The sequence below is a fragment of the Marinobacter antarcticus genome, from assembly GCF_011049865.1.
GTDB lineage: Bacteria > Pseudomonadota > Gammaproteobacteria > Pseudomonadales > Oleiphilaceae > Marinobacter > Marinobacter antarcticus_A.
Genome location: NZ_DRGY01000059.1, coordinates 1 through 25,722, shown reverse-complemented (window position 1 = coordinate 25,722; position 25,722 = coordinate 1). Strand labels below are relative to the sequence as shown.

Sequence of the window (25,722 nt, the reverse complement as noted above, 5' to 3'; positions counted from 1 at the left end):
CTTGTATGGATACTAACTCTGCAGTTTGGGTAAAGTGAGGCCCAGGCTTTAGCAGCAACTAAAGCTTCCTACACAGCAGTTCGGTGAGCGACTGGTTCCTCTATTGAGAGACCGTTAACAAGTGAGAACGCTGCGTAGACTCCAAGCTACCAACTCGGATAGTCAACTGGGCCTCGAGCCCGTATTACAAGGCAGAGTCAGCTTATTATGGACACCTCAAATAATCAAAACGAGATCAATGTCGGCGTCGATACCGGCAAGCATCAACTCGATATTTTTATCCGCCCTTTGGGCATTGCGTTCACCGTACCGAACGACAATTCTGGCATTTCCAAGGCTATTAAAGAACTCAAAAAACACGGCCCTACCCGGATCGTCATAGAGGCAACCGGCCGCCTGGAACAGGAGTTCACTCTTGCTTGCGCTAAAGCGCATTTACCCTTCGTCGTTGCTAATCCGATCCACGTCAAACGCTTTGCCGGGGCGATTGGTCAGTTGGCCAAGACAGACACCCTAGATGCCAGGTTGATCGCCCATTACGCAGAGGCTATTAAACCTGACCTGTCGCAGCTCAAACCAGAGATACTGCAGCTCATGAGCGACCTGCTCGCCCGGAGACGCCAGTTGCTAACCATGCAAACCATGGAGAAGAATCGGCTCCAGATTATGCCGAAATCCATCACCAGCAGCATCAAACCCATGCTGACATTGCTCAAAAACCAACTTGCCAAAGTCGATGAAAAACTCAGCAAGTTGATCGACAGTTGTGATCACTACCGCACCCGCAGCGCCATTATTCAGAGTATGCCCGGTGTTGGGCAGGTCGTTGCCATCAGCCTAATTAGCAACATGCCTGAATTGGGCTACCTGACAAACAAACAAGCCGCCGCGCTCATCGGTGTCGCCCCGATCAATCGGGAGAGCGGAAGCTATCAGGGACAGCGGCGGATTCGTGGAGGTCGCCCCCAGATCAGAACCGTAATGTATATGGCAATGATGTCCGGAATTCAGTGCAACCCTGTCTTCAAAGATCTGTATCAGAGACTGATCGCCAGCGGAAAAGCCAAGAAAACAGCCCTCATTGCCTGTGTCAGGAAAATGGTCGTGATCCTGAACTCCATGGTTCGTGACGGTGTCTTTTGGTCGCCCAAACCGGCCTGAATTTAAGGGTTGACGCCATAGTCACTTGTTAAATGCTCCTGAATACGCACCGCAATGCGCATAAAATACTCAGGACTTGCAAGCCTCCCTTGGAGACCACTATGCCAACCCAAGCAAAACCAGCAAATCATTTTATCCTTGCTTGGTGGACATCCAGAGCCCGCACCTTTCAGAGCTGGCAACACGCATCGTGATTCCGCTTGGGAAGCGCTCGGCCTCGAAAATAGCGTCGGCGGCGCGCCGGCGGACTTTACGGAGCGAAGCGCAGAAAAGACTGTCCCGTGACGCGTATTGTTATGTGTTTTGGGCGACATTCGGGAACCGTTCGGGATGCTCAATAATTTCCTCGGTAAGGTCTACGTCAAGATCAGGCCAGTAAAAGTGACCAGGGGATTGCTCTTCGACATTCACAATGGCACTAACTTTCTGCTCCTTGAACCAGGGAAAGCTGTTGTATGGCATGAAAAATTCACGGTCGTGAGCCAAAAGCCACACACCGTGAGTCGAGATATTTGTCACCTCAACTGCTGAAGTGCTGTTTCCAAGCGCTGACAAGCTCATCGCGGTGACCCTCCACCAATGATTCGATTTCTTTCAATTGCTGACGGCTGTACCCGTGATTCTTGGCTAGTTCGAGGTCTGGTTCAAGCCAGAATTTAGCCTCGCCATCACCTGAGACTATATGAACATGCATGCGAGACTCTTCCCGCGAAAAGAAAAAGAAGCGATAACCCTTTTCCCGTAACCGTCCGGCAAACCCATCTTGAGCCTGATGCTACTGAACCGCCCCGGGTTTTGAGGAGGCTCCAGCATCTGAGAGAATGGAGCCATGAACAAGTCAAACAAGTTTTCCCCCGATTACAGAGGCAGTTTTTTCATTCAATTACCCGTTACACCGGAGTTGCCCAAAGATCATGCTCGTCAGCGTGTTCAACCCGCACACGAACAATCTGCCCCGGCTCCAAATCAGTGACATCGTTCAGGTACACCATGCCATCAATCTCCGGTGCATCGGCTTTGGAGCGACCGATGGCACCCTCTTCGTCTACTTCGTCAATCAAGACATCAATGGTGGTGCCGATTTTCGCCTGTAACCGGGCGGCAGATATTTCTGCCTGCTTGGTCATAAACCGGGCCAACCGCTCTTCTTTGATATCTTCCGGCACGGCGCCTTCAATCTCGTTGGCCTTTGCGCCCTCAACGGCACTGTAGGTGAAGGCACCCACGCGATCCAGTTGGGCCTTGTCCAGCCAATCCAACAGGTATTGGAAATCTTCTTCGGTTTCGCCGGGAAAGCCCACAATAAACGTGGAACGAATGGTCAGCTCCGGGCAGATTTCCCGCCACTTGTGTATGCGGTCCAGGGTTTTGCTGTCGTGGGCCGGGCGTTTCATGGCTTTCAGCACTTTCGGGCTGGCGTGCTGGAAGGGTATATCCAGATACGGCAAGATTTTGCCCGCTGCCATCAACGGAATAATATCGTCCACGTGGGGGTACGGATACACATAGTGCAAACGCACCCAAACACCCATTTCGCCCAAGGTTTCACAAAGCGACTGCATTTTGGTTTTCAGCGGACGTCCCTGCCAGAAACCGGTGCGGTACTTGGTGTCTACGCCGTAGGCCGAAGTGTCCTGGGAAATCACCAGAAGCTCTTTTACCCCGGCGTCGACCAGCCGTTGAGCTTCGTCCATCACATCGCCAATCGGGCGGCTCACCAGATCGCCGCGCATGGACGGAATAATGCAAAAGGTGCAACGATGATTGCAGCCTTCGGAAATTTTCAGGTACGCGTAATGCCGCGGTGTCAGCTTGATGCCCTGGGGAGGCACCAGATCGGTGAACGGATCGTGCTTGCGGGTCTGCGGAACAACCTGATGCACCGCACCTACCACCTCTTCATAGGCGTGCGGGCCAGATACCGCCAACACACCTGGGTGGGTTTCCCGAATTCTGTCGGCTTCCACGCCCATGCAACCGGTGACAATCACTTTACCGTTTTTGCTGATAGCTTCACCAATCGCGTCCAGCGATTCCTGCTTGGCGGCGTCAATAAAACCGCAGGTATTCACCACCACTACGTCTGCATCATTGTAAGTGGGCACTACGTCGTAGCCATCCAGCCGCAGCTGGGTCAGGATCCGTTCGGAATCCACCAGGGCTTTCGGGCAACCCAGGCTGATGAAGCCAACTTTGCCGTTGCTCGCTACTGTACTTTCGATACTTTTATTACTTTCAATACTTTCAGTTTTTTCTGTCATACGGTTTTTTCTGTTAGAAAACGCTTCAGGATTCTTGCCACCCAAGGGGAGCACGCGAATAGATAGAGGCGATGATTTTACACCAATCAGGCCCCTTTCTGCAGCAATGTACGACGCTTAAGTTGCTGATCAGAAAACAAACTACTACACTTTTTGTTTATTACACTTTGTTCTGACACATTATTTGAATCTGAGCATGCCCCTACAGCGCCTACAAGAGTGCCCATGAAAGCTGCCACCGTTAAGCCAAACTTGCGCAACCAGCAACGTGCAGATGTTGTGACTGATATCGTTATTGAGGGGCCGGATGGCTGCCAGCTCACGTGCAAAATCTCGAACCTTTCTCGCACAGGGGTGATGGTTTCGTGCAATCAGGAAACCGCCGGCCAACTGATGCCGTACCTCAAGGCCCCGGCACCGGGGAACTGCGTCAAGGTCAAAACCAGATTTTCTGTTCCGGTCGCAGCCACTCAACCGGTCTCGATTTTAGCCAACGGAAACATTGTCCACCTTCGCAGAATGGCCCGTGACGAGTTTCAGTTCGGCATCCAGTTTGCGGATTTCGAAGACAACGGATTTGACTACGTAGACAATTACGTACGAAAACTTCTCACAGACACGTCTGGATCCAACTGACACTCTGCGACGCCGCACAGTTCTTCTCAGCTTTCGGTTTGCCTCCCCGCTCATTTCTGGTCGCGATTACTTGAGCGCTATATTGCTATAACTCAAAACTCTAACCGCAAGCCTTCTTATAGCCTTATTGCCTCTGATATAGTTGTTGCTCAATTTTGCACGCCTTAAAGGCCTACTGCGGCAACGGATTATCATGACCACATACAACCTCACGCATCTGAAACAACTGGAAGCGGAAAGCATCCACATCATCCGCGAAGTGGCCGCCGAGTTTGATAACCCGGTCATGCTCTACTCCATTGGCAAAGATTCTGCGGTCATGCTGCACCTGGCGCTAAAGGCCTTCTATCCCGGCAAGCTGCCGTTTCCTGTGATGCACATAGACACCACCTGGAAGTTCCGGGACATGATTGATTTCCGGGAGCGCAAGGTGAGGGAATACGGGCTGGATTTGATTGTGCACACCAATCAGGACGGCGTGGAACAGGGCATTGGCCCGTTCACCCACGGCAGCGCCAAGCATACAGACGTGATGAAAACCCAGGCGCTGAAGCAGGCCCTGGACAAATACGGATTTGATGCAGCCTTTGGCGGCGCCCGTCGGGACGAAGAAAAATCCCGAGCCAAGGAGCGCGTCTACTCGTTCCGTGACGAATACCACCGCTGGGACCCCAAGAATCAGCGCCCGGAGCTCTGGAATACCTATAACGGCAAGGTCAACAAGGGCGAGAGCATTCGCGTGTTCCCGCTCTCCAACTGGACCGAGCTGGATATCTGGCAGTACATCTATCTCGAAAACATCGAGCTGGTGCCTCTTTACTATTCCGCCGTGCGCCCGGTGGTTGAGCGCGACGGCACGCTCATTATGGTGGACGACGATCGCATGCCGCTAAGAGAGGGGGAGAAGCCGATGATGAAATCCATCCGTTTCCGCACCCTTGGGTGCTACCCACTGACCGGCGCCATTGAATCCGAGGCAGACACCTTGCCCGAGATCATTCAGGAAATGCTGCTGGCCACCAGTTCAGAACGTCAGGGCCGCGTGATCGATCACGATTCGGCCGGCTCCATGGAACAGAAAAAGCGCGAAGGGTACTTCTGATATGGCACACCAATCTGATCTTATCGCCGACGATATCCAGGCTTATCTGAAGCAGCACGAGAACAAAGAACTGCTGCGCTTGCTAACCTGCGGCAGTGTTGACGACGGCAAAAGCACCCTAATTGGCCGCCTGCTGCACGACACCAAAATGATCTACGAAGATCACATGGCCAGCCTGAAAACCGACAGCGCCAAAATGGGCACCACCGGCGAAAAGCTGGACCTTGCCCTGCTGGTTGACGGCTTGCAGGCCGAGCGTGAGCAAGGCATTACCATCGACGTTGCCTATCGTTACTTTTCCACCGACAAGCGCAAGTTCATCATTGCAGACACGCCGGGACACGAACAATACACCCGCAACATGGCCACCGGCGCCTCCACGGCACAAGTGGCCATTCTTATGATCGACGCCCGCCACGGAGTGCTGACCCAGACGCGCCGGCATTCTTACATTGCCTCGTTGCTTGGTATCCGGCACATCGTGGTGGCGGTTAACAAAATGGACATTGTGGACTACAGCGAAGATCGGTTTAACGAAATCCGGGAAGAATACCTGGCCTTCGCCGCCAAACTCGGGCTCAAAGATATCCGGTTTGTACCGATTTCAGCGCTGGAAGGCGACAACGTGGTCAACCCCAGCGAGAACATGCCCTGGTTTAACGGCCAACCGCTGATGGATATTCTGGAAACGGTAGAAGTAGGCCGCGACAAAAACCTGGAGCATTTCCGGTTTCCGGTACAGTACGTCACCCGGCCTAACCTCAATTTCCGCGGCTTCTGCGGCACCATCGCTTCCGGCGTGGTCCGCCCGGGCGACACGGTTATGGCCCTGCCCTCCAGGCGCACCAGCACCATCAAGGAAGTGGTAACCTTCGATGGCAACCTCGACGAAGCCTACATCGATCAGGCGGTAACGCTGACGCTCACAGACGAGATTGACTTGAGTCGCGGCGACATGCTGGTAAAGCCGGAAGACGAGCCAGAAGTGGCCAACCGCTTCAACGCCAACATCGTATGGATGACCGACGCGCCCCTGCAAACCGGACGCCTGTATGACATCAAACTGGGCCCAACCTACACATCCGGCACGGTCCGCAAGATTCATTACCAGACCGACGTAAACACCCTGGAGCAAAACGCCAACCCTGCCCTACTGCAGGTGAATGAAATTGGCCTGTGTGAACTGACCCTGAGCCAGCCAATTGCGTTTGACGCCTACCAGCGCAACCACGCCACAGGCAGCTTCATCGTTATCGACCGGCTTACCAACGTAACCGTCGGCGCCGGCATGATTGATGGCCTGGCAGATACGGCAGAAACTCTGGAACCGGTAAGCCCGGAAGAGCGCGAACGCAGGCTTGCGCAGAAGCCGTTGATCATCGGCTGCACCGGCAAACAGGCACCGGCTCTTGCGTTGGCATTAGAGCGAGCGTTATTCGACCAGGGCAAGACCTCAGTCATTCTCAGTGAAGACAACGCCGGCAATGCAGACGATCGTCGCCGCTCCGCGCAACTGTTAATTGCTTACGGCCTGATCGCGATTGCCGTGAACCTGGGCTCCGACGTAGCCAATGTCTCAGTAACAGCCGATAGCACGGAGGAGGTTTCCAATTCCGCAGCAGCACTGGTGCAGAAACTGATTCGAACCAAGAGAATTTAAACAGGGACAAGCCTCACCCCAGCCTGACTTGCAGTGACAAAGGCCAAGGGGCGGGGGTGTCTTTTCTGCCGGAAAAAGATGTCTGAGCGCAGCGAGTTGCTTTTTCCGGCAGAAAAGACACCCCCGTCCCTTGGCGACCGCCCACTCCAACAATTCGCTTTTAAGCCGTGAATGTAACCGCCGTCCATGTCAGAATCGGCAGCCCTGAAATTACCCCTTCAGGGCTTTTTTGTTTCTTCATTCGGGACTTTTCTGTTTATGGCCATCAAACATCTGCGCACCGCTTTTTCAAGCCAATACCAGCCGGGCCAACCTGCCCGCCTTCAAAGTGGTGAAGCCCTTGAAGCCCCGGGCGGCGATTACGAAGCCTTGCACAAACAGATGAAACGCCTGTTCAACAGCAAGCCTGGCAAGAAATACGGTCGATTTTCAGATGATATTGGTGAAAGCCCGCTTGCGAGCTGGCTGAAGGATTACCTTGAGGATAAACAGAGTTTTGCCTCTTTCACCGACCGGCTGTTCGGGCAGTGGCAAGAATTACTGACAGGCTCCCAGGAAGAGTTTCAGGGGCAACTAGTGGTTGTACACGAGGCATTGGCGGATTCGGATGTTGTTTATGTGCTGATTATGGAAAGCGACGGCGCCCTGCGCTTTGATGGCAACCAGGCATTGGACACCACCGACGTACTGAGCATGTCACGCCTGAATCTGGCGATGCGCGTTGAGCTGGATGACTGGCTGGGCGACAACCGAGCGGAGAACTACCTTACGCTGGTTCATGCGCGGGGCACGGGCGACCCCGGGGACCTGTTTATCCGGCTGTGCGGGTTCACCAACCAAGTAGACGTGGAGAAGGAAACACTGACGTTTCTGGATGCCGTGGAGGCTTTTGCGAAATCTTCTGAGCCGGAGAAAGCCGGCGAGGTGCGCACTCGGGCCTATGAGTTCTGCAAGGAGCAACATGCGTTGGGTGAGCCGGTTGCCATTGAGGCGTTATCTGGCTATCTGGATGAGGATCAGCCCGAGCGCTTCCGGGAGTTTGCCAACAAATCTGCGGAAATGCCCGAGAGCGGCGTGTTGCACCCGGATCATCGCAAAGTGAAGAAGCTGGTGCGTATTGCGGGTTCCGGTGGCGGCATGAGTGTTTCCTTTTCTTCGGATCTGGTGAATCAGGCGATCTACTACGACCGGGATAAGGATGCGCTTACGATTACGCGCTTGCCTAAGGCTTTGCGGGAGCAGCTTGAGCGATTTCTTGAGAATCGAGAGGATTAAGGCAAGAAAGTGACTGGCAGTTTACCGAGACAACACTGGTTGCGGAATGATCACACCGTTATACTGCGCAGTTATTCCTTTCAGTGCGCCAGATCCGGACATTTCGAAGCTCCAGGCGCCACATACATCCAGTTATGTTGAGACCCATGGCCAAAAAGCTTTACATCAAAACCCACGGTTGCCAGATGAATGAATACGATTCATCCCGCATGGCCGACCTGCTTAAAACCGGCGAAGCGGTTGAAATGACCGACTCCCCGGAGGATGCGGACATCCTGCTGCTGAACACCTGCTCCATCCGTGAGAAAGCGCAAGAGAAGGTCTTTCACCAGTTGGGGCGCTGGAAAAAACTGAAAGCCAAAAAACCGGAGCTGATTATCGGCGTTGGCGGCTGCGTGGCCAGCCAGGAAGGCCAGGCCATTATCAACCGGGCACCTTACGTTGATATGGTTTTCGGCCCGCAAACCCTGCACCGCCTGCCGGATATGATCACCGAAGTACGCATGAAAGGTAACGGTGTGGGCGTGGTGGATGTGAGCTTTCCGGAAATCGAGAAGTTCGACAACCTGCCGGATCCCGGCGCCGACGGCCCTTCTGCGTTTGTGTCTATCATGGAAGGCTGCAGCAAGTACTGCACGTTCTGCGTGGTGCCCTACACCCGAGGTGAAGAAGTCAGCCGGCCGGCCGACGATGTCATCGCCGAAGTGGCTCACCTGGCAAGCCAGAATGTGCGTGAGGTCAACCTGCTGGGCCAGAACGTGAACGCCTATCGAGGCGAGACCCACGATGGCGATGTCATGGACCTGGCCGAGCTTATTACTTTGATCGCCACCATCGACGGCATTGATCGCATTCGCTACACCACCTCGCACCCGGTGGAATTTACCGATGCGTTGATTGAAGTCTACGAACAAGTACCGGAGCTGGTCAACCATCTGCACTTACCGGTACAAAGCGGCTCGGATCGCATTCTGGCAGCCATGAAGCGCGGCCACACAGCACTTGAGTACAAATCCAAGCTGCGACGCTTACGCAAAATCCGCCCGGACATCAGCTTTTCATCGGACTTTATTATTGGTTTCCCCGGCGAAACCGAGAAGGACTTTGAAGACACCATGAAGCTGATTAACGACATAGGTTTCGATATGTCGTTCAGCTTCGTTTACAGTGCTCGCCCGGGTACGCCGGCATCCGATTTACCGGATGACACGCCGATGGAAGTGAAGAAACAACGCCTGAAAATCCTGCAAGACCGGATCAATCAAACGGTGATGGATATCAGCCGCAAGATGGTCGGTTCCACCCAACGCATCCTGGTAACGGGTCTGTCGAAGAAGGATCCTGGTGAATATTCCGGGCGCACGGAGAACAACCGGATTGTGAATTTCCGACATGAGAATCCAAAGATCGTCGGTCACTTCATCGACGTTGAGATTGTTCAGGCTTATGCGAATTCTCTGCGCGGTTTGCCCGTGGATTCGGAGCTGTATTAAAGCTCGTCTTTCCATCTCCAAATCGTTGCACCGCAGCGAGCCACGCATCCGCCAGAGAGCGGGAAACCATCAGATCCGGAGTAATATTGGACACCAACGATTCCAGACAATTTGACTTACACCCGGTGGATCAACGCAGATTGACCACGCTTTGCGGCCAGTTCGATGAAAATCTGAAGCATATCGAACGGCGCCTGGAAGTAAACGTTAGCCGCCGAGGCCATCATTTCCGGGTGGAGGGCGCCACCGAGCACGTTGCCGCAGCAGTAGAAGTGGTCCGTCATCTTTACCGGGAAACCGAAGCCACCGAAGACATTTCACCAGACACCGTACACCTGTACATCCGCGAAACCGGCTTTGAGCGCTTGCCGGAAGATGTGCCCTTCGACGGTGCCGTCACCATCATCAAAACCCCGAAGCTTACCGCCAAGCCTCGCGGTGCGAATCAGCAAAAATATGTTCACAGCATTCGCTCCCACGACATCAACTTCGGTATTGGCCCTGCTGGCACAGGTAAAACCTGGCTGGCCGTGGCCTGCGCCGTGGAAGCACTGAAAGACGAGCAGGTAAAGCGAATCCTGTTGGTGCGCCCGGCGGTTGAGGCCGGAGAGAAACTGGGCTTTCTGCCCGGCGATCTGGCGCAAAAAGTGGACCCTTACCTGCGGCCGCTGTACGACGCACTCTATGAAATGCTCGGGTTTGATCACGTCACACGGCTGATTGAGAAAAGCGTGATTGAGATTGCGCCGCTGGCCTTCATGCGGGGCCGAACACTGAACAACTCATTCATCATTCTCGATGAGAGCCAGAACACCACCCGCGAGCAGATGAAAATGTTCCTGACGCGGATCGGTTTCGGCTCCACGGCGGTGATTACCGGCGACACCACTCAGATCGATTTACCGCGCGGCCAGAATTCCGGGCTGATCCACGCAGCGGGCGTACTCAACAACGTCACGGGCATTGGCTTTACCCGTTTTGAAGCCAAAGACGTTGTGCGGCACCCGCTGGTTCAGCGAATTGTTGAAGCCTATGATTCGTTTGATGACGGGAGCGACCGCAAACGGTGAATGAACTGACGGTTGATTTTCAGAACGTGTTTGAGGGGCCAGGCGTGCCCGCGGAATCTCTCTTTCAGACTTGGGCTCAGGCCGCCTGGCTTGAGCAGGATTCTTCAGAGGTAACCATTCGCATCGTCGGGATCTCAGAGGGCCAGGCATTGAATCACCAATACCGCGGCAAGGACAAACCCACCAATGTGTTGTCCTTTCCATTTGAAGCGCCAGCCGGTATAACGGTGCCATTAGCAGGAGATCTCGTTATCTGTGCCCCCGTGGTGGACGCCGAGGCCCGGGAGCAACTCAAGGAGCCAACAACTCATTGGGCGCACATGGTGGTGCACGGGATGTTACATCTTCAAGGCTATGATCATGTAGACGATGATGACGCAGAGGCCATGGAGGCTCTGGAAATCAGATTGCTGGCACAGTTCGGGTTCGGCAATCCCTACGCAGCGCAGGAAATGGAAAAAGACTCATGAGCGACGATCAGTCGAGTCGCAGTCAAGGCTCTAACAAGTCTTGGCTGGAACGTATTTCACATGCCTTCTCCGGCGGGCCTGAATCAATCGAAGACGTGCTGGAAATTCTACGGGATGCTGAATCCCAGGCCATCATCGATGTGGATGCCATGAGCATCATCGAAGGTGCCATGCAGGTGGTGGACATGCGCGTGGATGAAATCATGATTCCACGGTCCCAGATGGTTACCGTTCGTGCCTCCCAGGACCCAAAAGAATTTCTGGACGAAGTTATCTCATCGGCCCACAGCCGATTCCCGGTTATTGGTGACAGCCAGGACGACGTCATCGGTGTGCTTCTCGCCAAAGACCTTTTACCACTGGCGCTCAAGAACGACATGGACTGGTCTCACGTGCGTGAGATTCTGCGCCCGCCAACGTTCGTTCCCGAGAGCAAACGCCTGAACCAGCTTCTCAAGCAGTTCAAAGAAAATCGCAATCATATGGCGATCGTTGTGGATGAATACGGCGGAACGGCGGGTTTGGTAACCATTGAAGATGTACTCGAGCAGATCGTCGGGGAAATCGAAGATGAACACGACTTCGACGAGGAAACCCACATCAAGGCCCGCGGCGACGGCTCTTATGCTATCAAGGCGGTCACACCGGTTGATGACTTCAACGAGTTTTTCAACACAGGGCTGGATGAGGAGGAATTCGACACCATTGGCGGCGTCGTACTCAAAGAATTTGGACACCTGCCCAGACGCGGCGAGACCATCGAATTCGGCGGCTTACGCTTTACCATTGCCAATGCTGATAACCGTGTCATCCGCTTGCTACAGGTAACCCGCAGTGAGTCGTGACGATTCAAAACCGCTCATTGCTCCAGCCCATTCGTTTTTGTCCAATCGCTGGTTAAGCTCGGCAACCCTCGTGGTTGCCGGCGCTCTGCAAACCCTCACCTTCTCGCCGTTTTATCTATGGTGGCTTGGGCCGGTTTCCATGCTGCTCATCCTGCTGGTTACTGTTCCGCTCCCGTCGAAAAAGCTCTTCGCGGCTGGCTGGCTGACGGGCTTGGGCCTGTTTGGTTCGGGCGCCAGTTGGGTTTACATCAGCATCAGTGAGTACGGCAACACGCCCATCTTCGTTGCGGTACTGCTCACAGTCGCTTTCGCAGCCGGGCTTGCCCTAGTGCCTGCTCTCACGTTCTGGTTCTGGGGCAAACTGGCAAAAGACAGTGCCGTGCGGCGGCTCATTCTCTTCCCGGCCATCTGGATTCTCGGGGACTGGCTCAGGAGCTGGCTGCTTACCGGTTTTCCCTGGTTGTATCTGGGCACGGCTCATACCAATGGCCCATTGGCGGGGCTGGCACCGATTGTTGGCGTTCACGGCATCACGTTCTGGATTGCCGCCACGGGCGCCGCCGCCTTTGCAACCGGGTGGTTGATCATCAGGCAGCGCCACACCAGCGCTGGCATAGTGGCAGTGGCAGCGCTGATCCCCTGGCTCGTTGCGCCCGCACTGAATCGCGTTGACTGGACTGAAATCGGTGACAAGCCTATTTCGATCGCCGCAATGCAAGGCAACATTCCCCAGCACATTAAGTGGGATCCGGAATTTCTGAAAGATCAAATTGTGGCCTATCTGGGGATGACCGAACCCTACTGGGATACCGATCTGATCCTCTGGCCCGAGACAGCAATCCCCATTCCCCAGGATCAGGCGGGATCGATTATTGATCACATCGATGAGCGGCTGGGCGAAAACAGCACGCTCATTACGGGCATCCCCTGGTACGGCTTCAGCGAGCGGGCAGACGGTTTTACCTATCACAACAGTATTATGGCCATTGGCAACGGCGAAGGGATTTACCACAAGCAAAAGTTGGTGCCCTTCGGGGAATATGTTCCTCTTGAGGGGGTTCTGCGAGGGTTGATCGGCTTTTTCGACCTGCCCATGTCGAGCTTTACCCCTGGCCCGGAAAATCAGGCGCCGTTAAAGGTCAATGGCGCCAAGGTCATGCCGTTTATCTGTTATGAGGTGGCGTATCCGGATTTTCTCGCTCGTAATGCGATGAACACGGACTTGCTGCTGACGATCAGCAACGATGGCTGGTTTGGGCATTCACTGGGGCCGCTGCAGCACCTGCAGATCGCCCGCATGCGAGCGTTGGAAACCGGGCGATACATGATTCGCAGCACCAACAACGGGGTGACGGCGATCATTGATAACAAGGGGCAAATCACAGCGCGTATTCCGCAGTTTGAGCGCGCGGTGCTGACCGGTGAGGTATTCAAAGCCAGCGGCAATACGCCTTATATGGTGACGGCTTCGTGGCCGGTTCTGACCCTGGCGTTGATTCTGATTGTGTTTGTCCGTGAGCGGGTTGTTCCTAAAACCTGATCAGCTTTCTTTTCTCGGCCAGCGGCTGGTCACGCGCTTGTAGTAGTGCGACCCACAGGCCTCGCAAGGTTCCAGGTGACTGGTGGACGTGAGGCACAGCATGTGTTCGCAGTTCAGACACTGGAACATGCCAGCGGTTGCGACCTCACCGGAAATATACTGCCCGGCATCGTGGCTTTCGAGTTTTTGTCGCAGCGCCAACGTGTCTACCAGAGTCTGATCGGCGACTGACAGCAGGCGTTCGGTCAACCGCTGTTCCAGTAGCGACATATCGAGTTGCAACCACTCTGCCAGGCCTTCACCGGTTTCATCCACAAAGTGCATGAGATGTTCCAGATCCCTTTGCAGGTAGGTGCCAAGGAGGCTGATCTCGTCCTTGGTCATCTCCCTCAGTTCCTGTTCTGCCTCTATGGCGTTATCGACCTCCCCCTCCAGAGTCTCCAGGGTAGTGTCTTGCATTGTGCGCAGCCGGCTCTGTACCTGCTCGAGCATGCGATCATAGGCTTCTAACGCTTTGCCTGAGAGTTGGTTTCGCTCGGTGTCAGTCATCGCATGGTCCTTTTATGAATTCCCTGACCTCATTGTGGGCCATCGCTGGCAAGCGAACAAGCCTATGGCCGGACTACCTGTTACGCCGTGTGTGCGTTAGAATGTCCGGCCGCTCCGCACATCATTTTATACAGGGTAACTTTGGAAATGGCAGGTATGGACGAGCAGTACAATCCCCGTGACGTAGAGCACAATGCGCGCACCTTCTGGGACGAAAACAAAACCTTTGAAGTCAGGGAAGAGCCGGGCAAACCCAAATACTACTGCTTGTCCATGTTCCCCTACCCCAGCGGCAAGCTGCACATGGGGCACGTGCGAAACTACACCATCGGCGACGTGATCTCCCGCTACCAGCGCATGCAAGGCAAAAACGTTATGCAGCCCATGGGCTGGGACGCGTTTGGCTTGCCCGCCGAGAACGCCGCCATCGCCAACAAAACCGCGCCGGCGAAGTGGACCTATTCCAACATCGAGTACATGAAAAACCAGCTCAAACAATTGGGTTTTGGTTACGACTGGAGCCGTGAGCTGGCAACCTGCAAGCCAGACTACTATCGCTGGGAACAATGGTTTTTTGCGCGGCTTTATGAAAAGGGTCTGGTGTACAAAAAAATGTCCACCGTGAACTGGGACCCTGTCGATCAGACCGTTCTTGCAAACGAGCAGGTTGTTGATGGCCGTGGCTGGCGCTCTGGTGCTTTGGTTGAGCAAAAAAAGATTCCCCAGTGGTTCATTCGCATCACCGATTACGCCGAAGAACTGCTGAACGACATGGACGACATGGATGGCTGGCCGGAGCAGGTCAAAACCATGCAGCGCAACTGGATCGGCAAGTCCATGGGTACGGAACTGACCTTCCCACTGAAGGACAGCGACGACGGCCTGACGGTGTACACCACCCGCCCGGACACCCTGATGGGGGTGAGTTATATGGCGGTAGCTGCGGAGCATCCGCTGGCCAAAGCGGCCGCTGAGCGCCACAAAGACGTCAAGGCGTTTGTCGATCAGTGCCGTAACAGCAAGGTGGCCGAAGCCGACATGGCCACAATGGAAAAGAAGGGCGTGGATACCGGCTTCAAAGCTGTAAACCCGCTCACACAAGAAGAAATTCCGGTCTGGATCGCTAATTTTGTGCTGACTGACTATGGCACAGGCGCCCTGATGGCCGTGCCGGGCCATGATGAGCGAGACCACGAATTTGCGCTCAAGTATCGCTTGCCCGTGATACAGGTGATCGCCGCCACTGATGGTCGCGAAATCGATGTTCAGGAAAAGGCCTTTCCTGAAAAAGGCGTGCTGGTGTCCTCGGGTAAATACAGCGGCCTGACCAGCGACGAAGCTTTTGATGCCATTGCCGATTACCTGGAAGAAAGCGGCATCGGCAAACGCACGGTTAACTATCGCCTTCGTGATTGGGGGGTGTCCCGCCAAAGGTACTGGGGCGCGCCTATTCCTATGGTGACCCAGGAAGACGGCACTCAGCGACCGGTGCCCGACGATCAGTTACCGGTTCTCCTGCCCGAAAATGTGGCCATGGACGGGGTTCAGTCTCCACTCAAATCCGATCCCGAGTGGGCAAAAACCTCATTCAATGGCCAGCCGGCCATGCGGGAAACCGACACCTTCGACACCTTTATGGAGTCGTCCTGGTACTACGCTCGGTTCTGCAGCCCGAATTACGACAAAGGCATGCTCGATCCCGCCGCAGCCAACTACTGGTTGCCGGTCGATCAGTACATCGGTGGCATTGAGCACGCGATTTTGCACCTGCTGTATGCGCGCTTCTTTCACAAGCTGTTGCGCGACGTGGGCCTGGTCAACAGCTCCGAGCCGTTCAAACAGCTTCTGACTCAAGGCATGGTGCTGGCAGACACCTATTACCGCGAAGATGACAAAGGCGGAAAGATCTGGATTGCCCCTGCAGACGTCATTGTCGAGCGGGATGACAAAGGCCATGCCATAGGCGCCGTTCACAAGGGCGACGGGCAACCTGTCATCGCCGGCGGCGTGACCAAAATGTCCAAGTCAAAGAATAACGGCATTGACCCACAGTCCATTATTGATGCCCACGGTGCGGATACGGTGCGCCTGTTCATGATGTTTGCAGCGCCGCCTGAACAGTCCCTTGAGTGGTCAGACAGCGCCGTAGAAGGCGCCCACCGCTTCCTCAAACGCCTGTGGCGTCTGGTAAACGAACAAGTTGCTGGCGGCGCTGCCCCGGCACTTGAGCTGAATGCGCTGAACGATGCACAGAAAAACCTGCGCCGTAAAACCCACGAAACCATTGCCAAGGTAAGCGACGACATCAGCCGACGCCTTACCTTCAACACGGCTATCGCGGCCGTAATGGAACTGTTAAACGATGTCAGCAGGCTGAGCGACGATGAACCCCAAACCCGCGCTGCCCGCCAGGAAGCTCTGGAGACGGCCGTACTGATGCTGGCGCCGATCGTGCCACACATCTGCCACACGCTCTGGCAGGACCTGGGCCACACCAACCCGGTTGTCGACGCGCCCTGGCCTGTATCTGATGAAACTGCCATGGTCCGTAGCCAGATTCAGGTGGTTTTACAGGTTAACGGCAAGGTACGCGCAAAGGCAGAGGTCCCGGCAGACATCAGCAAGGCTGACCTGGAAACGCTGGCGCTGGAAAACGAAAATGTTATACGGTTCATTGAGGACGCTACTGTGCGCAAGGTCATTGTCGTGCCCGGCAAACTGGTTAACGTGGTGGCCAACTGATATGCGCCTCTATGCCCTGAAGGAAGCCCCCGCCCGATTGATGGCCGTTATTGCGATGGCCATCAGTTTGGGCGCCTGTGGTTTTCAGTTGCGGGGTGCGCCGCCGGTTTCCTCTGCACTTGAACCCCTGGATCTGGATTGCCAGGAGCCAGTACCTGCGTCTCTTTGCCTTTCCGTTCGTGAACAACTTGAGCTGGGAGGCGTGGAACTGGCATCCGGCGATAAAGCAAACTATCGCCTGCGAATTCGGGATTTTCAACGAGATCGCAGGGCTTCAGCCGTTACCGCTCAGGCAGCTGCGGCCGAGTACACTCTCCGCCACTCAGTTAACCTTGAGTTGATCAGCCGTGACGGGGTTCCGATTATCGCCAGCACTCGCCTTACGACCAGCGAGAGCTACCGATACGATGAAACCAACGTGCTTGCCAAACAGCGTGAAGAGGAAAACCTTCAGCGGCAGTTGAGCGACCGTCTGGCGCAGCAGATTATCTTCCGTCTGGCGCCCATTACTCCGGAACGGTTGCAGGAAATTCAGGACAATCAGCCGAAGAACAGCGCCCAGGGCGACGCGACCAACACGCAATCTGTGGAGCCCTCTGCCACACCCGCCGTGACGCCCGCTACCCCACAATGAAAACAACCCTGGGCCAGTTGCCGCAGATTCTCCGCAAGGGCCTTGCCCCGGTGTATCTGGTGTCCGGAGATGAACCTCTGTTAGTACAGGAGTGTTGCGATCAGATCCGGGGCGCCGCAAAAGAGGCAGGCTTTCACGATCGCCTCACCTTCCACGCAGATCAGCAGCTCAACTGGAATACCGTTGCGGACGAGCTCAGCGCCATGTCTTTATTCTCTGAACGTCGCCGGATTGAGATTCGCCTACCCACCGGAAAACTGGGAGACGGTCGTTCCGTGCTGGAGCGCGTTCTTCAGCAGCCCCCCGAAGATATTATTGTTCTGCTCATCAGCGCCCGCCTGGACGCCTCTGAAACCCGGCGCAAATGGTACAAGGAGCTACAGTCCAAAGGCGTACACGTGCCCGTATGGCCGGTGGATGCCGACAAGTTTTCGGGCTGGCTTCAGCAACGGGCAAGCAACAAGGGTTTGAATCTGACCCGCGAAGCCCTGGCAATGCTGGCTGAGCGGCTTGAGGGCAACCTGCTTGCCGCCAGTCAGGAACTCGACCGGTTAGCGCTCCTTACGGATGGCAACGCTATTGATGAGGTGGTGATTGAACAGGCCGTTCAGGACAGCTCGCGTTTCAATGGCTTTGAACTGGTCACCGAACTGATTAGCGGGCGCGCGCCCCACGCGGGCAAAATGATTGGCGTTTTACAGCAAGAAGGTGAAAACCCTCTGGGCCTTCTGGCTGTTTTGAGCCGCGACCTCAACCTCCTGCTCGAACTGAAAACAGGTGTAAACCGAACCGAAAACCCCACGGCCTTTTTCAAAAAGCGTGGCGTTTTTCAACCCCAACGAGCCCGGGCACTGGAACAGGCGGCAAGACGACTGAACCCAATGCAACTGCACGAAGCCATAAAGCTGTGCAGCCAGATCGATCGCGCGGCGAAAGGTTTTGATGACCTCTCTCCCTGGCATTATCTGAGAGATATGTCCGCGCTTCTGGCTGCCTAGCGTTGATCACCTAAACGTATCAGAATTCTTCGGCCGTCAGTGCCATCATGGAATCACTGCCGCTGCGAATGCCCTCAGCAAGGGACACGGTTTTCGGCAACAGGCGATCGTAGTAAAAGCGAGCGGTTTTCAGCTTGCCACTGTAAAAACCTGACGTGTCGTCTCCGGCTTTGGGTGCCGCAGCGCTCACAATGCGTGCCCACATATAGCCCAGCGCGGTTAGCCCGAACAGATCCAGGTAATCCACTGAGGCCGCACCAACCGCGTCCGGGTTGTCCGAAGCCTGGGCAATAACGTGCTCAGTGACGTCCGACAAACGCTCGAGTGCCGCTGCAAGCGGTTCCAGGAACGGCCGCAGGCTCTCTTCACCGCTGTTTTCCTCGATAAAGCCTGCTACATCTTCCGCGAAAAGCTCGTACAGTTTACCTTGGCTTCCAACCACTTTTCGGCCCATCAGATCCAGCGCCTGAATGCCGTTAGTGCCTTCGTATATCTGGGTAATGCGGCAATCCCGGACCAACTGTTCCTGGCCCCACTCCCGGATAAACCCGTGACCACCAAGCACTTGCTGGCCCATGATGCAGGCGTCCAGACCACGATCAGTCAGGAAGGCTTTGGCCACCGGTGTGAGCAGCGCAACCATGCCTTCTGCGTGTTTGCGACGGTCTTCGTCAGCGGCATCCGCGTACTTGGCGATATCCAGCCATTGCGCCACATACGTTGAGAAAGCGCGACCGCCTTCAACATAGCCTTTCATAGTCAGCAGCATGCGACGCACATCGGGATGCACCAGAATCGAATCGGCTGCCTTTTCAGGCTGCTGTGCGCCTGTCGCCGCCCGGCCCTGAACGCGATCCATGGCGTATTCCCGCGCGCTCTGCAAAGAAGCCTCTGCGGCGCCGATACCCTGAACACCCACACCCAGGCGCTCATAGTTCATCATGGTGAACATGGCGTTCAGGCCCTTGTTTTCCTCACCTACGAGCCAGCCTTTAGCGCCGTCAAAGTTCATGACACAGGTTGCCGAGCCTTTGATCCCCATTTTTTTCTCAAGGGAGCCACAGCTCAAACTGTTGCGCTCACCCAGGGAGCCGTCGTCTTTCACGAGATACTTGGGAACCAGCAGCATGGAAATGCCCTTGGGGCCTTTCGGGGCGCCAGGCAGCTTTGCCAATACAAGGTGAACAATATTCTCCGCCATATCGTGCTCGCCCCAAGTGATAAAAATCTTGGTGCCCGTCACGCTGAACGAACCGTCATCGTTGGGCTCGGCTTTGGTGCGGATAATGCCCAGATCGGTTCCGGCGTGGGGTTCTGTCAAATCCATAGCGCCAGACCAGACACCCGAATACATGTTTGGCAGATATTTTTCTTTCAGGTTCTGGCTGCCATGAGCATCCAGTGCGAGGCAAGCGCCGGCCGTCAGCATAGGTGCAAGTCCAAACGCCATATTGGCGCCCTGCATCATTTCCTCAAACTGGGCCACCAGCGTTTTCGGCATGCCCATGCCGCCGAACTCAGGGTTGCCGCCAAGGCCGTTCCAGCCGCCCTCCACAATGGTCTTATACGCTTCTTTGAAGCCTTCCGGCGTGGTGACTTCGCCGTCGTGCAATTTGCAGCCTTGTTCGTCTGCCTCACGGCTGATGGGGGCCAGTACGCCGCTGGTGATTTTGCTGGCCTCTTCAAGAATCGCATCGGCGGTGTCGGGGTCTACGTTTTCCGCCACTTTCGGCAATGATGCCCAAAGAGTCGGTACATCAAAAACTTCGTTCAGTATAAAACGCATGTCACGCAAAGGTGCTTGATAATCAGCCATTAAAACTCTCCAAATTCCTGAACTGTCTGTGCAGGTGGCAAACAAGCTCAAAGCCAGTTCACCTGCGCGGGCCGTGTGACCGGGATTATTCTATTTTATGGGCAATATTCTAACTCAAACCAAACCGTAACTCATGAAAAAAGCCCGCCTCCCTGGAGAGCGCGGGCTTTGCTTAACGGTTACCTTTCGATGCTCTGGGATATCCGATTGATATCAGAATGACATCAAAGCGCGAAGGCTTCTTCCGGCATATCCAGCAGGGTGTCCGCGCCCGCCAGCATGGTGACCGCGTGAGTCCTGGTGCGCGGCAACATGCGGGTAAAGTAGAAACGAGCAGTCTGCAACTTGGCGTTGTAGAACAGCTCTTCCGTTGTACCCTCTGCCAGCTTGTCTTGAGCGATTTTCGCCATACGAGCCCACAGGTAACCAAACACTGCGTAGCCGGAATACATCAGATAATCTACCGACGCAGCGCCCACTTCCTCACGGTTCTTCATGGCGGTCACGCCCACTTTCATGGTCAGGTCGCCCCACTCCTTGTTGATCACATTCAGCGGCTCAACGAACGGCTTCATCTGCTCGTCATCCGCGTTTTCCTTGCAGAAGTTGTGCACCAGTTTGGTGAAACATTTGAGCGACTCGCCCTGACTCATCAGCACTTTACGGCCAAGCAGGTCCAGTGCCTGAATACCGGTTGTGCCTTCGTAGATCATGCCAATACGGGAATCACGGACGTTCTGTTCCATGCCCCACTCGGAGATGAACCCGTGGCCACCAAACACCTGCATGCCGAGGTTGGCGGCTTCATAGCCAATTTCGGTCAGGAACGCTTTGGCGATCGGCGTCAGGAAACCCAGCAGCTCATCGGCGTCTTTGCGCTCTTCTTCTGTTTTGCCACGCTCAACCAGATCGGCCTTTTGCGCCGTCATGTAAATCAGTGCGCGGGCCCCTTCCGCAACAGCCTTCTGCGTGAGCAGCATGCGGCGAACGTCGGGATGAACAATGATCGGGTCTGCAATGCCTTCCGGATTTTTGGCGCCGCTCAATGAGCGCATGGCCAGACGGTCTTTGGCATAGGCCAGCGACCCCTGAAAGCCCAGCTCAGCTGCGCCCAGGCCCTGAATAGCGGTACCAATACGGGCGACGTTCATAAAGGTGAACATGCAGTTTAGGCCTCTATTCTCAGGCCCTATAAGCCAGCCTTTGGCACCGTCAAAATTCATCACACAGGTGGCGTTGCCGTGAATGCCCATTTTGTGCTCAATTGAGCCGCAGGATACGGCGTTGCGCTCACCGGCGGAGCCATCTGCAGCCGGCAGACACTTGGGCACCACAAACAGGGAAATACCCTTGGTGCCGGCCGGTGCGCCTGGCAGGCGCGCCAGCACGATGTGAATGATGTTGTCAGTCATGTCGTGCTCGCCGGCGGAGATGAAAATCTTGGTGCCGGTAATGCTGTATGAACCGTCCGAGCTTGGTTCTGCCTTGGTGCGCAGGGTGCCCAGATCCGAGCCGCAGTGGGATTCGGTCAGGCACATGGTGCCTGTCCACTCGCCGCTGATCATCTTGCTCAGATAGGTCTGCTTCTGCTCTTCGGTACCGTGTGCTTCCAGCGTGTTGATGGCGCCGTGGCTCAAACCAGGATACATGCCCCAGGACCAGTTGGCGGTGCCGTTCATTTCGCTCATGACAATGCCCAGCGAATCCGGCAGGCCCTGACCACCATAGTTGGGGTGAGCTGCCAGAGACGGCCAGCCACCTTCGACATACTTATCGTAGGCTTCCTTGAAGCCTGACGGGGTTTTTACACCGTCTTCGCTCCAGGTACAGCCTTCCCTGTCGCCAACCGCATTCAACGGTGAGAGCACCTGCTCCGCAAACTTCGCACCTTCCTGGATAATGGCATCAATCAGCTCCGGAGTTGCGTCTTCAGCACCTTCCAGGCTGACATAGTGGGCCTCGCTGTCGAGCAGTTCGTTCATCACGAATTTGATATCACGCAGGGGCGCTTTGTACTCGGGCATGTAAACCACCTCGGTTTTCGGTCTAGGCTGAAAAGGAACAACAGCTTGCGGCCTTGGGTTAGCTCAGACACTGCAACACGGCGCGCTACAGCTTTAATTAAACACTTGTTTGAAACATACGTTTAGAGGCATGGAATTGTCAATAGCGGGGCGCACAATTTGTGTAGAGATTGGTGTCTGAAACACCCTTCAGAGAGGCTCTCAAAAGGAGAAATATACGTGCAGCAAGGGGGGTCTGACGACTATTAACAGGGCTCTTTCAGGCGTTTTAGCCGAGCGCGAAGTCGGTATTACGCGACTCACGAACAGCAGCCAGATGCAGATTTATTCAAAGAGGTAGAAAGCAGTGACGATAGAGGGCTCGTAGGGCCCGGACTTAAACCATGATGTCTAACAGTGAACCAAGCGTTTCATCCGCTGTTTTAACCACCTGTGCAGACGCTTCCACGCTGCGCTGGTAGAGCTTGAGATCAACGATCGGTTCAATAAGGCTGCTTCCGCTTTCGGCGCTGCCTTGGGGACCATCAACGCCGGCGCGCGCAATTTTACGGGCGGCATTTTCCATGCCGGACATGCCGTCTTGAATGCCTTGAATACCGATTGCCAGCGTATTGTTGATCATGATTGCAGGTACCAGTGACCATTAATTGACACCATTAAGCCATATTATGGGTCAATTTTCAAACAATACGTTGATATCGAGATCGCCCGCCAAGATGTCCGGCCCGGCCCCCTCAATCCAGGGTACAACGCCCAGACAAGGCGCCAGCAGGTGATCCATAAGATACCGCAGGGTTTCCTGCTCACAGCTCATTTCTTCTGCCTCTGCGTGGTTAGCGACCCACCCCGCCAACACTAACCCATCGTTACGGATTGCCTCTGCGGTCAAGAGTGCCTGGTTAATACACCCGAGCCTGAGAGCAACTACCAGAATGACCGGCACACCCAGCTCCGCCGGCACGGCAGAGTACGTTTCACGGTCATTCAACGGAACTCTCCAGCCACCAGCACCTTCAATCAGCAAAAGGTCCGCCGGGCGCATGTGCATACCGCGGCAGAACCCCACCAGGCGGTCCACGGAAATGTTACGCCCGGCTTGTGCGGCAGCAACGTGGGGTGCAATGGCCGGCGCCAGCGCAACCGGATTTACAAGATCGTAAGCAACCGTTTCAGTGGCCGCTTGCAAGAGAATCAGCGCATCGTCATTACGCAGCCCTTCCGGGGTGTGTTCGCAACCCGAGGCAATAGGCTTCATGCCCAGCGTGCGCTTACCCGCCGCCTTGGCGGCTTCCAGAATTGCGGCGGACACCATGGTTTTGCCAACACCGGTATCGGTACCGGTCACAAAAAATGTCTTCTTAGCCATAGCCTCACTCACTGATCAGGATCCTAACAAGTGGCGACAATCCGACAGGGCCTGCAGAAGGCATTCCAGATCATCATGTGAATGGGCTGCGCTGAGCGTTACTCGCAAGCGCGCCTCGCCCTCGGGCACGGTCGGCGGGCGGATAGCGGTCACTAGCAACCCGCAAGCTTCAAGCGCCTGGCTCAGTGCCAAAGCTTCTTGATTGCCCCCAATCATGATCGGCTGAACGGGTGTGCGCGATGGCATGAGCTGGTAACCGAAAGCGGCGGCATCTCGCCGGAACCGCTCAATTAGCGAGTGCAGATGCGCACGCCGGTCATCGCCCTGCTCAATCAGCTCAAGGCTGGTGCAACTAGCCAGTGCCAACGCTGGCGGCATCGCGGTCGTGTAAATATAGGTTCGGGCCTTCTGCACCAGATAATCCATCAGCATCACCGGCCCCGCCACAAAGGCACCGCTAGTACCTGCGGCCTTACCCAGAGTGCCCACCAGAACCGGCACATCCGCTTCGCACAACCCAAGCTCCGCCACACTCCCGCGCCCTTGCGGTCCGAGAACGCCAAACCCATGGGCATCGTCTACCACAAGCAACGCGTCGTGCGCCCGGCAGACATCCGCCAGTTCCCGCAGAGGCGCCACATCGCCGTCCATACTGAACACACCGTCCGTTACCACCAGCTTGTGCCCGGGCGTCTCAGCAAGCATCACCGCCAGTGATGCCACGTCCCCATGGGGATAACGACGCACCGTCGCCCGGCTCAAACTGCAGCCGTCAATAATGGAAGCATGGTTCAACTGATCTGAAAAAACCGTATCCCCGCGCCCCGCCAGCGCAGAAATCGCGCCCAGATTGGCCATGTAGCCGGTGGAGAAAAACAACGCCGAACTGCGCCCGGTAAAAGCCGCAAGGCGTTCTTCCAGTAAATGATGGGCCTCATGATGCCCACAGATCAGATGGGACGCCGCACCGCCTAATCCTGTTTCGGGCAAGGCATTCCGGAGCGCTTCAATATTCGAAGGATGATTTGCCAAGCCAAGGTAGTCGTTGCTGCAAAACGAGAGTAACCGCTTACCGTTGGCGGTTAAAACCGGTTGCTGGGGACCAGCAATCTGCCGGCGTATCCGGTAGAGTCCGGCCAGTTTTCGCTGTTCCAGTTCTGCATTGAAGTCGCGCACAAAAAAACCTAGGCTGATTCCCGAGCAGCGTCATAAAACATGTGACGAGTAGCCTCATGCTCTAAATCACCGACAATTGCTTCTTCTTCCTGCGCCTCAGTAGCGCACTGCTCCCGCTGCTCCGGCCGGATACCCAAACGACGGAACAACGCTCTATCCGCATCCGCTTCCGGATTCGACGTCGTCAGCAGCTTCTCGCCGTAGAAAATGGAATTCGCACCCGCCAGAAAACACAGCGCTTGCATCTGCTCATTCATCATTTCCCGCCCTGCCGAGAGCCGCACATGCGACGCCGGCATCAGAATCCGGGCGACCGCGAGAACGCGAATAAACTCAAACGGATCCAGGTCCTCCACATTCTCCATAGGCGTTCCCTTCACCTTCACCAGCATGTTCACCGGTACACTTTCCGGATGATGCGGCAGATTGGCCAGTTGAACCAGAAGGCCCATCCGGTCATCCTCATCCTCACCCATCCCCAAGATGCCGCCGCAGCACACTTTCATGCCTGCATCACGCACGTTCTCAAGGGTATCCAGCCGATCCTGATAAGTGCGCGTGGTAATGATGTGGCTGTAATACTTCTCCGAGGTGTCCAGATTATGGTTGTAGTAATCAAGCCCCGCCTCAGCCAACTCGCCTGCCTGCTCCGGCTTCAGCATGCCCAGCGTCATGCAGGTCTCCAGGCCCAAAGACTTCACCTGCCGAACCATGTCCAGTACATACGGCATGTCTTTTGCGGCAGGGCTGCGCCACGCGGCACCCATGCAAAACCGCGATGCGCCTTTTTCCCGGGCAGCACGAGCTTCTGCAACCACCGCCTCGATTTCCAGCAGTTTTTCCTTTTCCAGGCCGGTATTGTAGTGACCGCTCTGGGGGCAATACTTGCAGTCTTCCGGGCAGG

The 25,722-nt window shown here is 55.4% G+C and carries 23 protein-coding genes and 1 pseudogene; 14 read left to right on the top strand and 10 right to left on the bottom strand.

Going from position 1 to position 25,722, the window contains the following annotated elements; translation table 11 throughout:
* Positions 1–207: 207 nt before the first annotated feature.
* Together ENI00_RS08040 and ENI00_RS08035 are read left to right on the top strand one after the other, a co-directional pair.
* Positions 208–1,161: an IS110 family transposase gene (locus ENI00_RS08040; protein ID WP_304101152.1), complete on the top strand. Its 954-nt coding sequence runs from the start codon at positions 208–210 to the stop codon at positions 1,159–1,161.
* Positions 1,162–1,237: 76 nt separating this feature from the next.
* Positions 1,238–1,540, top strand: a complete 303-nt coding sequence (locus ENI00_RS08035) for a CcdB family protein (protein WP_304101149.1) — start codon at positions 1,238–1,240, stop codon at positions 1,538–1,540.
* Here the strand turns inward: ENI00_RS08035 and ENI00_RS08030 are convergent.
* From ENI00_RS08030 to rimO, 3 genes and pseudogenes are all read right to left on the bottom strand, one after another.
* Positions 1,456–1,680: a DUF2442 domain-containing protein gene (locus ENI00_RS08030; protein ID WP_304101147.1), complete on the bottom strand. Its 225-nt coding sequence runs from the start codon at positions 1,678–1,680 to the stop codon at positions 1,456–1,458. The two genes, ENI00_RS08035 and ENI00_RS08030, sit on opposite strands and share 85 nt — an antisense overlap.
* A 1-nt stretch (position 1,681) precedes the next feature.
* A pseudogene (locus ENI00_RS08025) lies at positions 1,682–1,882 on the bottom strand (DUF4160 domain-containing protein); the annotation flags it as partial.
* A 169-nt stretch (positions 1,883–2,051) separates the two neighbouring features.
* Positions 2,052–3,422, bottom strand: coding sequence for a 30S ribosomal protein S12 methylthiotransferase RimO (rimO, locus tag ENI00_RS08020; RefSeq protein WP_304101145.1), 1,371 nt, complete (start codon positions 3,420–3,422; stop codon positions 2,052–2,054).
* Between the two features lie 225 nt (positions 3,423–3,647).
* On the opposite strand from rimO, the gene ENI00_RS08015 reads away from it, so the two are divergent.
* From ENI00_RS08015 to lnt, 9 genes are all read left to right on the top strand, one after another.
* Positions 3,648–4,058: a PilZ domain-containing protein gene (locus ENI00_RS08015; RefSeq protein WP_304101144.1), complete on the top strand. Its 411-nt coding sequence runs from the start codon at positions 3,648–3,650 to the stop codon at positions 4,056–4,058.
* Between the two features lie 193 nt (positions 4,059–4,251).
* On the top strand, positions 4,252–5,160 hold the full coding sequence (cysD, locus tag ENI00_RS08010; protein ID WP_304101143.1) for a sulfate adenylyltransferase subunit CysD: 909 nt from the start codon (positions 4,252–4,254) through the stop codon (positions 5,158–5,160).
* Position 5,161: 1 nt separating this feature from the next.
* The gene (cysN, locus tag ENI00_RS08005; protein WP_304101142.1) at positions 5,162–6,820 is read left to right on the top strand and encodes a sulfate adenylyltransferase subunit CysN; all 1,659 of its coding nucleotides are present in this window, start codon (positions 5,162–5,164) and stop codon (positions 6,818–6,820) included.
* Between the two features lie 258 nt (positions 6,821–7,078).
* Positions 7,079–8,095, top strand: coding sequence for a nucleoid-associated protein (locus tag ENI00_RS08000; protein WP_304101141.1), 1,017 nt, complete (start codon positions 7,079–7,081; stop codon positions 8,093–8,095).
* A 146-nt stretch (positions 8,096–8,241) separates the two neighbouring features.
* The gene (miaB, locus tag ENI00_RS07995) at positions 8,242–9,588 is read left to right on the top strand and encodes a tRNA (N6-isopentenyl adenosine(37)-C2)-methylthiotransferase MiaB (RefSeq protein WP_304101139.1); all 1,347 of its coding nucleotides are present in this window, start codon (positions 8,242–8,244) and stop codon (positions 9,586–9,588) included.
* Between the two features lie 86 nt (positions 9,589–9,674).
* A complete protein-coding gene (locus ENI00_RS07990; protein ID WP_304101137.1) occupies positions 9,675–10,658 on the top strand; it encodes a PhoH family protein in 984 nt (327 codons plus the stop codon).
* The gene (gene ybeY, locus ENI00_RS07985) at positions 10,655–11,128 is read left to right on the top strand and encodes an rRNA maturation RNase YbeY (RefSeq protein ID WP_304101136.1); all 474 of its coding nucleotides are present in this window, start codon (positions 10,655–10,657) and stop codon (positions 11,126–11,128) included. The genes ENI00_RS07990 and ybeY overlap by 4 nt, the downstream gene beginning before the upstream one ends.
* Positions 11,125–11,973, top strand: a complete 849-nt coding sequence (locus ENI00_RS07980) for an HlyC/CorC family transporter (RefSeq protein WP_304101135.1) — start codon at positions 11,125–11,127, stop codon at positions 11,971–11,973. Before ybeY ends, ENI00_RS07980 begins: the two co-directional genes overlap by 4 nt.
* The gene (lnt, locus tag ENI00_RS07975) at positions 11,963–13,513 is read left to right on the top strand and encodes an apolipoprotein N-acyltransferase (protein WP_414674230.1); all 1,551 of its coding nucleotides are present in this window, start codon (positions 11,963–11,965) and stop codon (positions 13,511–13,513) included. The genes ENI00_RS07980 and lnt overlap by 11 nt, the downstream gene beginning before the upstream one ends.
* Here lnt and ENI00_RS07970 read toward each other — a convergent pair whose 3' ends face one another.
* On the bottom strand, positions 13,514–14,062 hold the full coding sequence (locus ENI00_RS07970) for a zinc ribbon-containing protein (RefSeq protein ID WP_304101133.1): 549 nt from the start codon (positions 14,060–14,062) through the stop codon (positions 13,514–13,516).
* Positions 14,063–14,218: 156 nt separating this feature from the next.
* Between ENI00_RS07970 and leuS the strand changes: the two genes are divergently transcribed.
* The 3 genes from leuS to holA are packed head-to-tail and all read left to right on the top strand — an operon-like array spanning position 14,219 to position 18,436.
* A complete protein-coding gene (leuS, locus tag ENI00_RS07965; RefSeq protein ID WP_304101131.1) occupies positions 14,219–16,804 on the top strand; it encodes a leucine--tRNA ligase in 2,586 nt (861 codons plus the stop codon).
* A gap of 1 nt (position 16,805) precedes the next feature.
* Positions 16,806–17,438 (top strand): LPS assembly lipoprotein LptE, encoded by a 633-nt coding sequence (lptE, locus tag ENI00_RS07960; protein WP_304101129.1) that lies wholly within the window; start codon positions 16,806–16,808, stop codon positions 17,436–17,438.
* Positions 17,435–18,436 (top strand): DNA polymerase III subunit delta, encoded by a 1,002-nt coding sequence (gene holA / locus ENI00_RS07955; protein ID WP_304101127.1) that lies wholly within the window; start codon positions 17,435–17,437, stop codon positions 18,434–18,436. The genes lptE and holA overlap by 4 nt, the downstream gene beginning before the upstream one ends.
* A 19-nt stretch (positions 18,437–18,455) precedes the next feature.
* On the opposite strand, the gene ENI00_RS07950 is transcribed toward holA, so the two are convergent.
* The 6 genes from ENI00_RS07950 to bioB all read right to left on the bottom strand — a co-directional run.
* On the bottom strand, positions 18,456–20,252 hold the full coding sequence (locus tag ENI00_RS07950) for an acyl-CoA dehydrogenase C-terminal domain-containing protein (protein WP_304101124.1): 1,797 nt from the start codon (positions 20,250–20,252) through the stop codon (positions 18,456–18,458).
* Positions 20,253–20,476: 224 nt separating this feature from the next.
* Complete coding sequence (locus ENI00_RS07945; protein ID WP_304101122.1) at positions 20,477–22,276, bottom strand: acyl-CoA dehydrogenase C-terminal domain-containing protein; 1,800 nt, start codon at positions 22,274–22,276, stop codon at positions 20,477–20,479.
* A 376-nt stretch (positions 22,277–22,652) separates the two neighbouring features.
* A complete protein-coding gene (locus tag ENI00_RS07940) occupies positions 22,653–22,898 on the bottom strand; it encodes a flagellar basal body rod C-terminal domain-containing protein (RefSeq protein ID WP_304101120.1) in 246 nt (81 codons plus the stop codon).
* A gap of 51 nt (positions 22,899–22,949) precedes the next feature.
* Positions 22,950–23,642 carry a dethiobiotin synthase gene (bioD, locus tag ENI00_RS07935; RefSeq protein ID WP_304101118.1) on the bottom strand — a complete coding sequence of 231 codons (693 nt, stop codon included), beginning with the start codon at positions 23,640–23,642 and terminating at the stop codon, positions 22,950–22,952.
* Positions 23,643–23,657: 15 nt separating this feature from the next.
* The gene (gene bioF / locus ENI00_RS07930) at positions 23,658–24,818 is read right to left on the bottom strand and encodes an 8-amino-7-oxononanoate synthase (RefSeq protein ID WP_304101116.1); all 1,161 of its coding nucleotides are present in this window, start codon (positions 24,816–24,818) and stop codon (positions 23,658–23,660) included.
* An 8-nt stretch (positions 24,819–24,826) separates the two neighbouring features.
* On the bottom strand, positions 24,827–25,722 hold an 896-nt coding region (gene bioB / locus ENI00_RS07925; RefSeq protein WP_304101114.1), incomplete at its 5' end, for a biotin synthase BioB.

Excerpts from the sequence above, each read along its gene's own strand:
- ENI00_RS07970 (WP_304101133.1), bottom strand. The coding sequence starts at position 14,062 with ATGACTGACACCGAGCGAAACCAACTCTCAGGCAAAGCGTTAGAAGCC.
- bioD (WP_304101118.1), bottom strand. The coding sequence starts at position 23,642 with ATGGCTAAGAAGACATTTTTTGTGACCGGTACCGATACCGGTGTTGGC.
- ENI00_RS08040 (WP_304101152.1), top strand. The coding sequence starts at position 208 with ATGGACACCTCAAATAATCAAAACGAGATCAATGTCGGCGTCGATACC.
- ENI00_RS08000 (WP_304101141.1), top strand. The coding sequence starts at position 7,079 with ATGGCCATCAAACATCTGCGCACCGCTTTTTCAAGCCAATACCAGCCG.
- cysN (WP_304101142.1), top strand. The coding sequence starts at position 5,162 with ATGGCACACCAATCTGATCTTATCGCCGACGATATCCAGGCTTATCTG.
- ENI00_RS07945 (WP_304101122.1), bottom strand. The coding sequence starts at position 22,276 with ATGCCCGAGTACAAAGCGCCCCTGCGTGATATCAAATTCGTGATGAAC.
- holA (WP_304101127.1), top strand. The coding sequence starts at position 17,435 with ATGAAAACAACCCTGGGCCAGTTGCCGCAGATTCTCCGCAAGGGCCTT.
- lptE (WP_304101129.1), top strand. The coding sequence starts at position 16,806 with ATGCGCCTCTATGCCCTGAAGGAAGCCCCCGCCCGATTGATGGCCGTT.
- ENI00_RS07950 (WP_304101124.1), bottom strand. The coding sequence starts at position 20,252 with ATGGCTGATTATCAAGCACCTTTGCGTGACATGCGTTTTATACTGAAC.
- miaB (WP_304101139.1), top strand. The coding sequence starts at position 8,242 with ATGGCCAAAAAGCTTTACATCAAAACCCACGGTTGCCAGATGAATGAA.
- leuS (WP_304101131.1), top strand. The coding sequence starts at position 14,219 with ATGGACGAGCAGTACAATCCCCGTGACGTAGAGCACAATGCGCGCACC.
- ENI00_RS07940 (WP_304101120.1), bottom strand. The coding sequence starts at position 22,898 with ATGATCAACAATACGCTGGCAATCGGTATTCAAGGCATTCAAGACGGC.
- ENI00_RS07980 (WP_304101135.1), top strand. The coding sequence starts at position 11,125 with ATGAGCGACGATCAGTCGAGTCGCAGTCAAGGCTCTAACAAGTCTTGG.
- cysD (WP_304101143.1), top strand. The coding sequence starts at position 4,252 with ATGACCACATACAACCTCACGCATCTGAAACAACTGGAAGCGGAAAGC.
- rimO (WP_304101145.1), bottom strand. The coding sequence starts at position 3,422 with ATGACAGAAAAAACTGAAAGTATTGAAAGTAATAAAAGTATCGAAAGT.
- ENI00_RS08015 (WP_304101144.1), top strand. The coding sequence starts at position 3,648 with ATGAAAGCTGCCACCGTTAAGCCAAACTTGCGCAACCAGCAACGTGCA.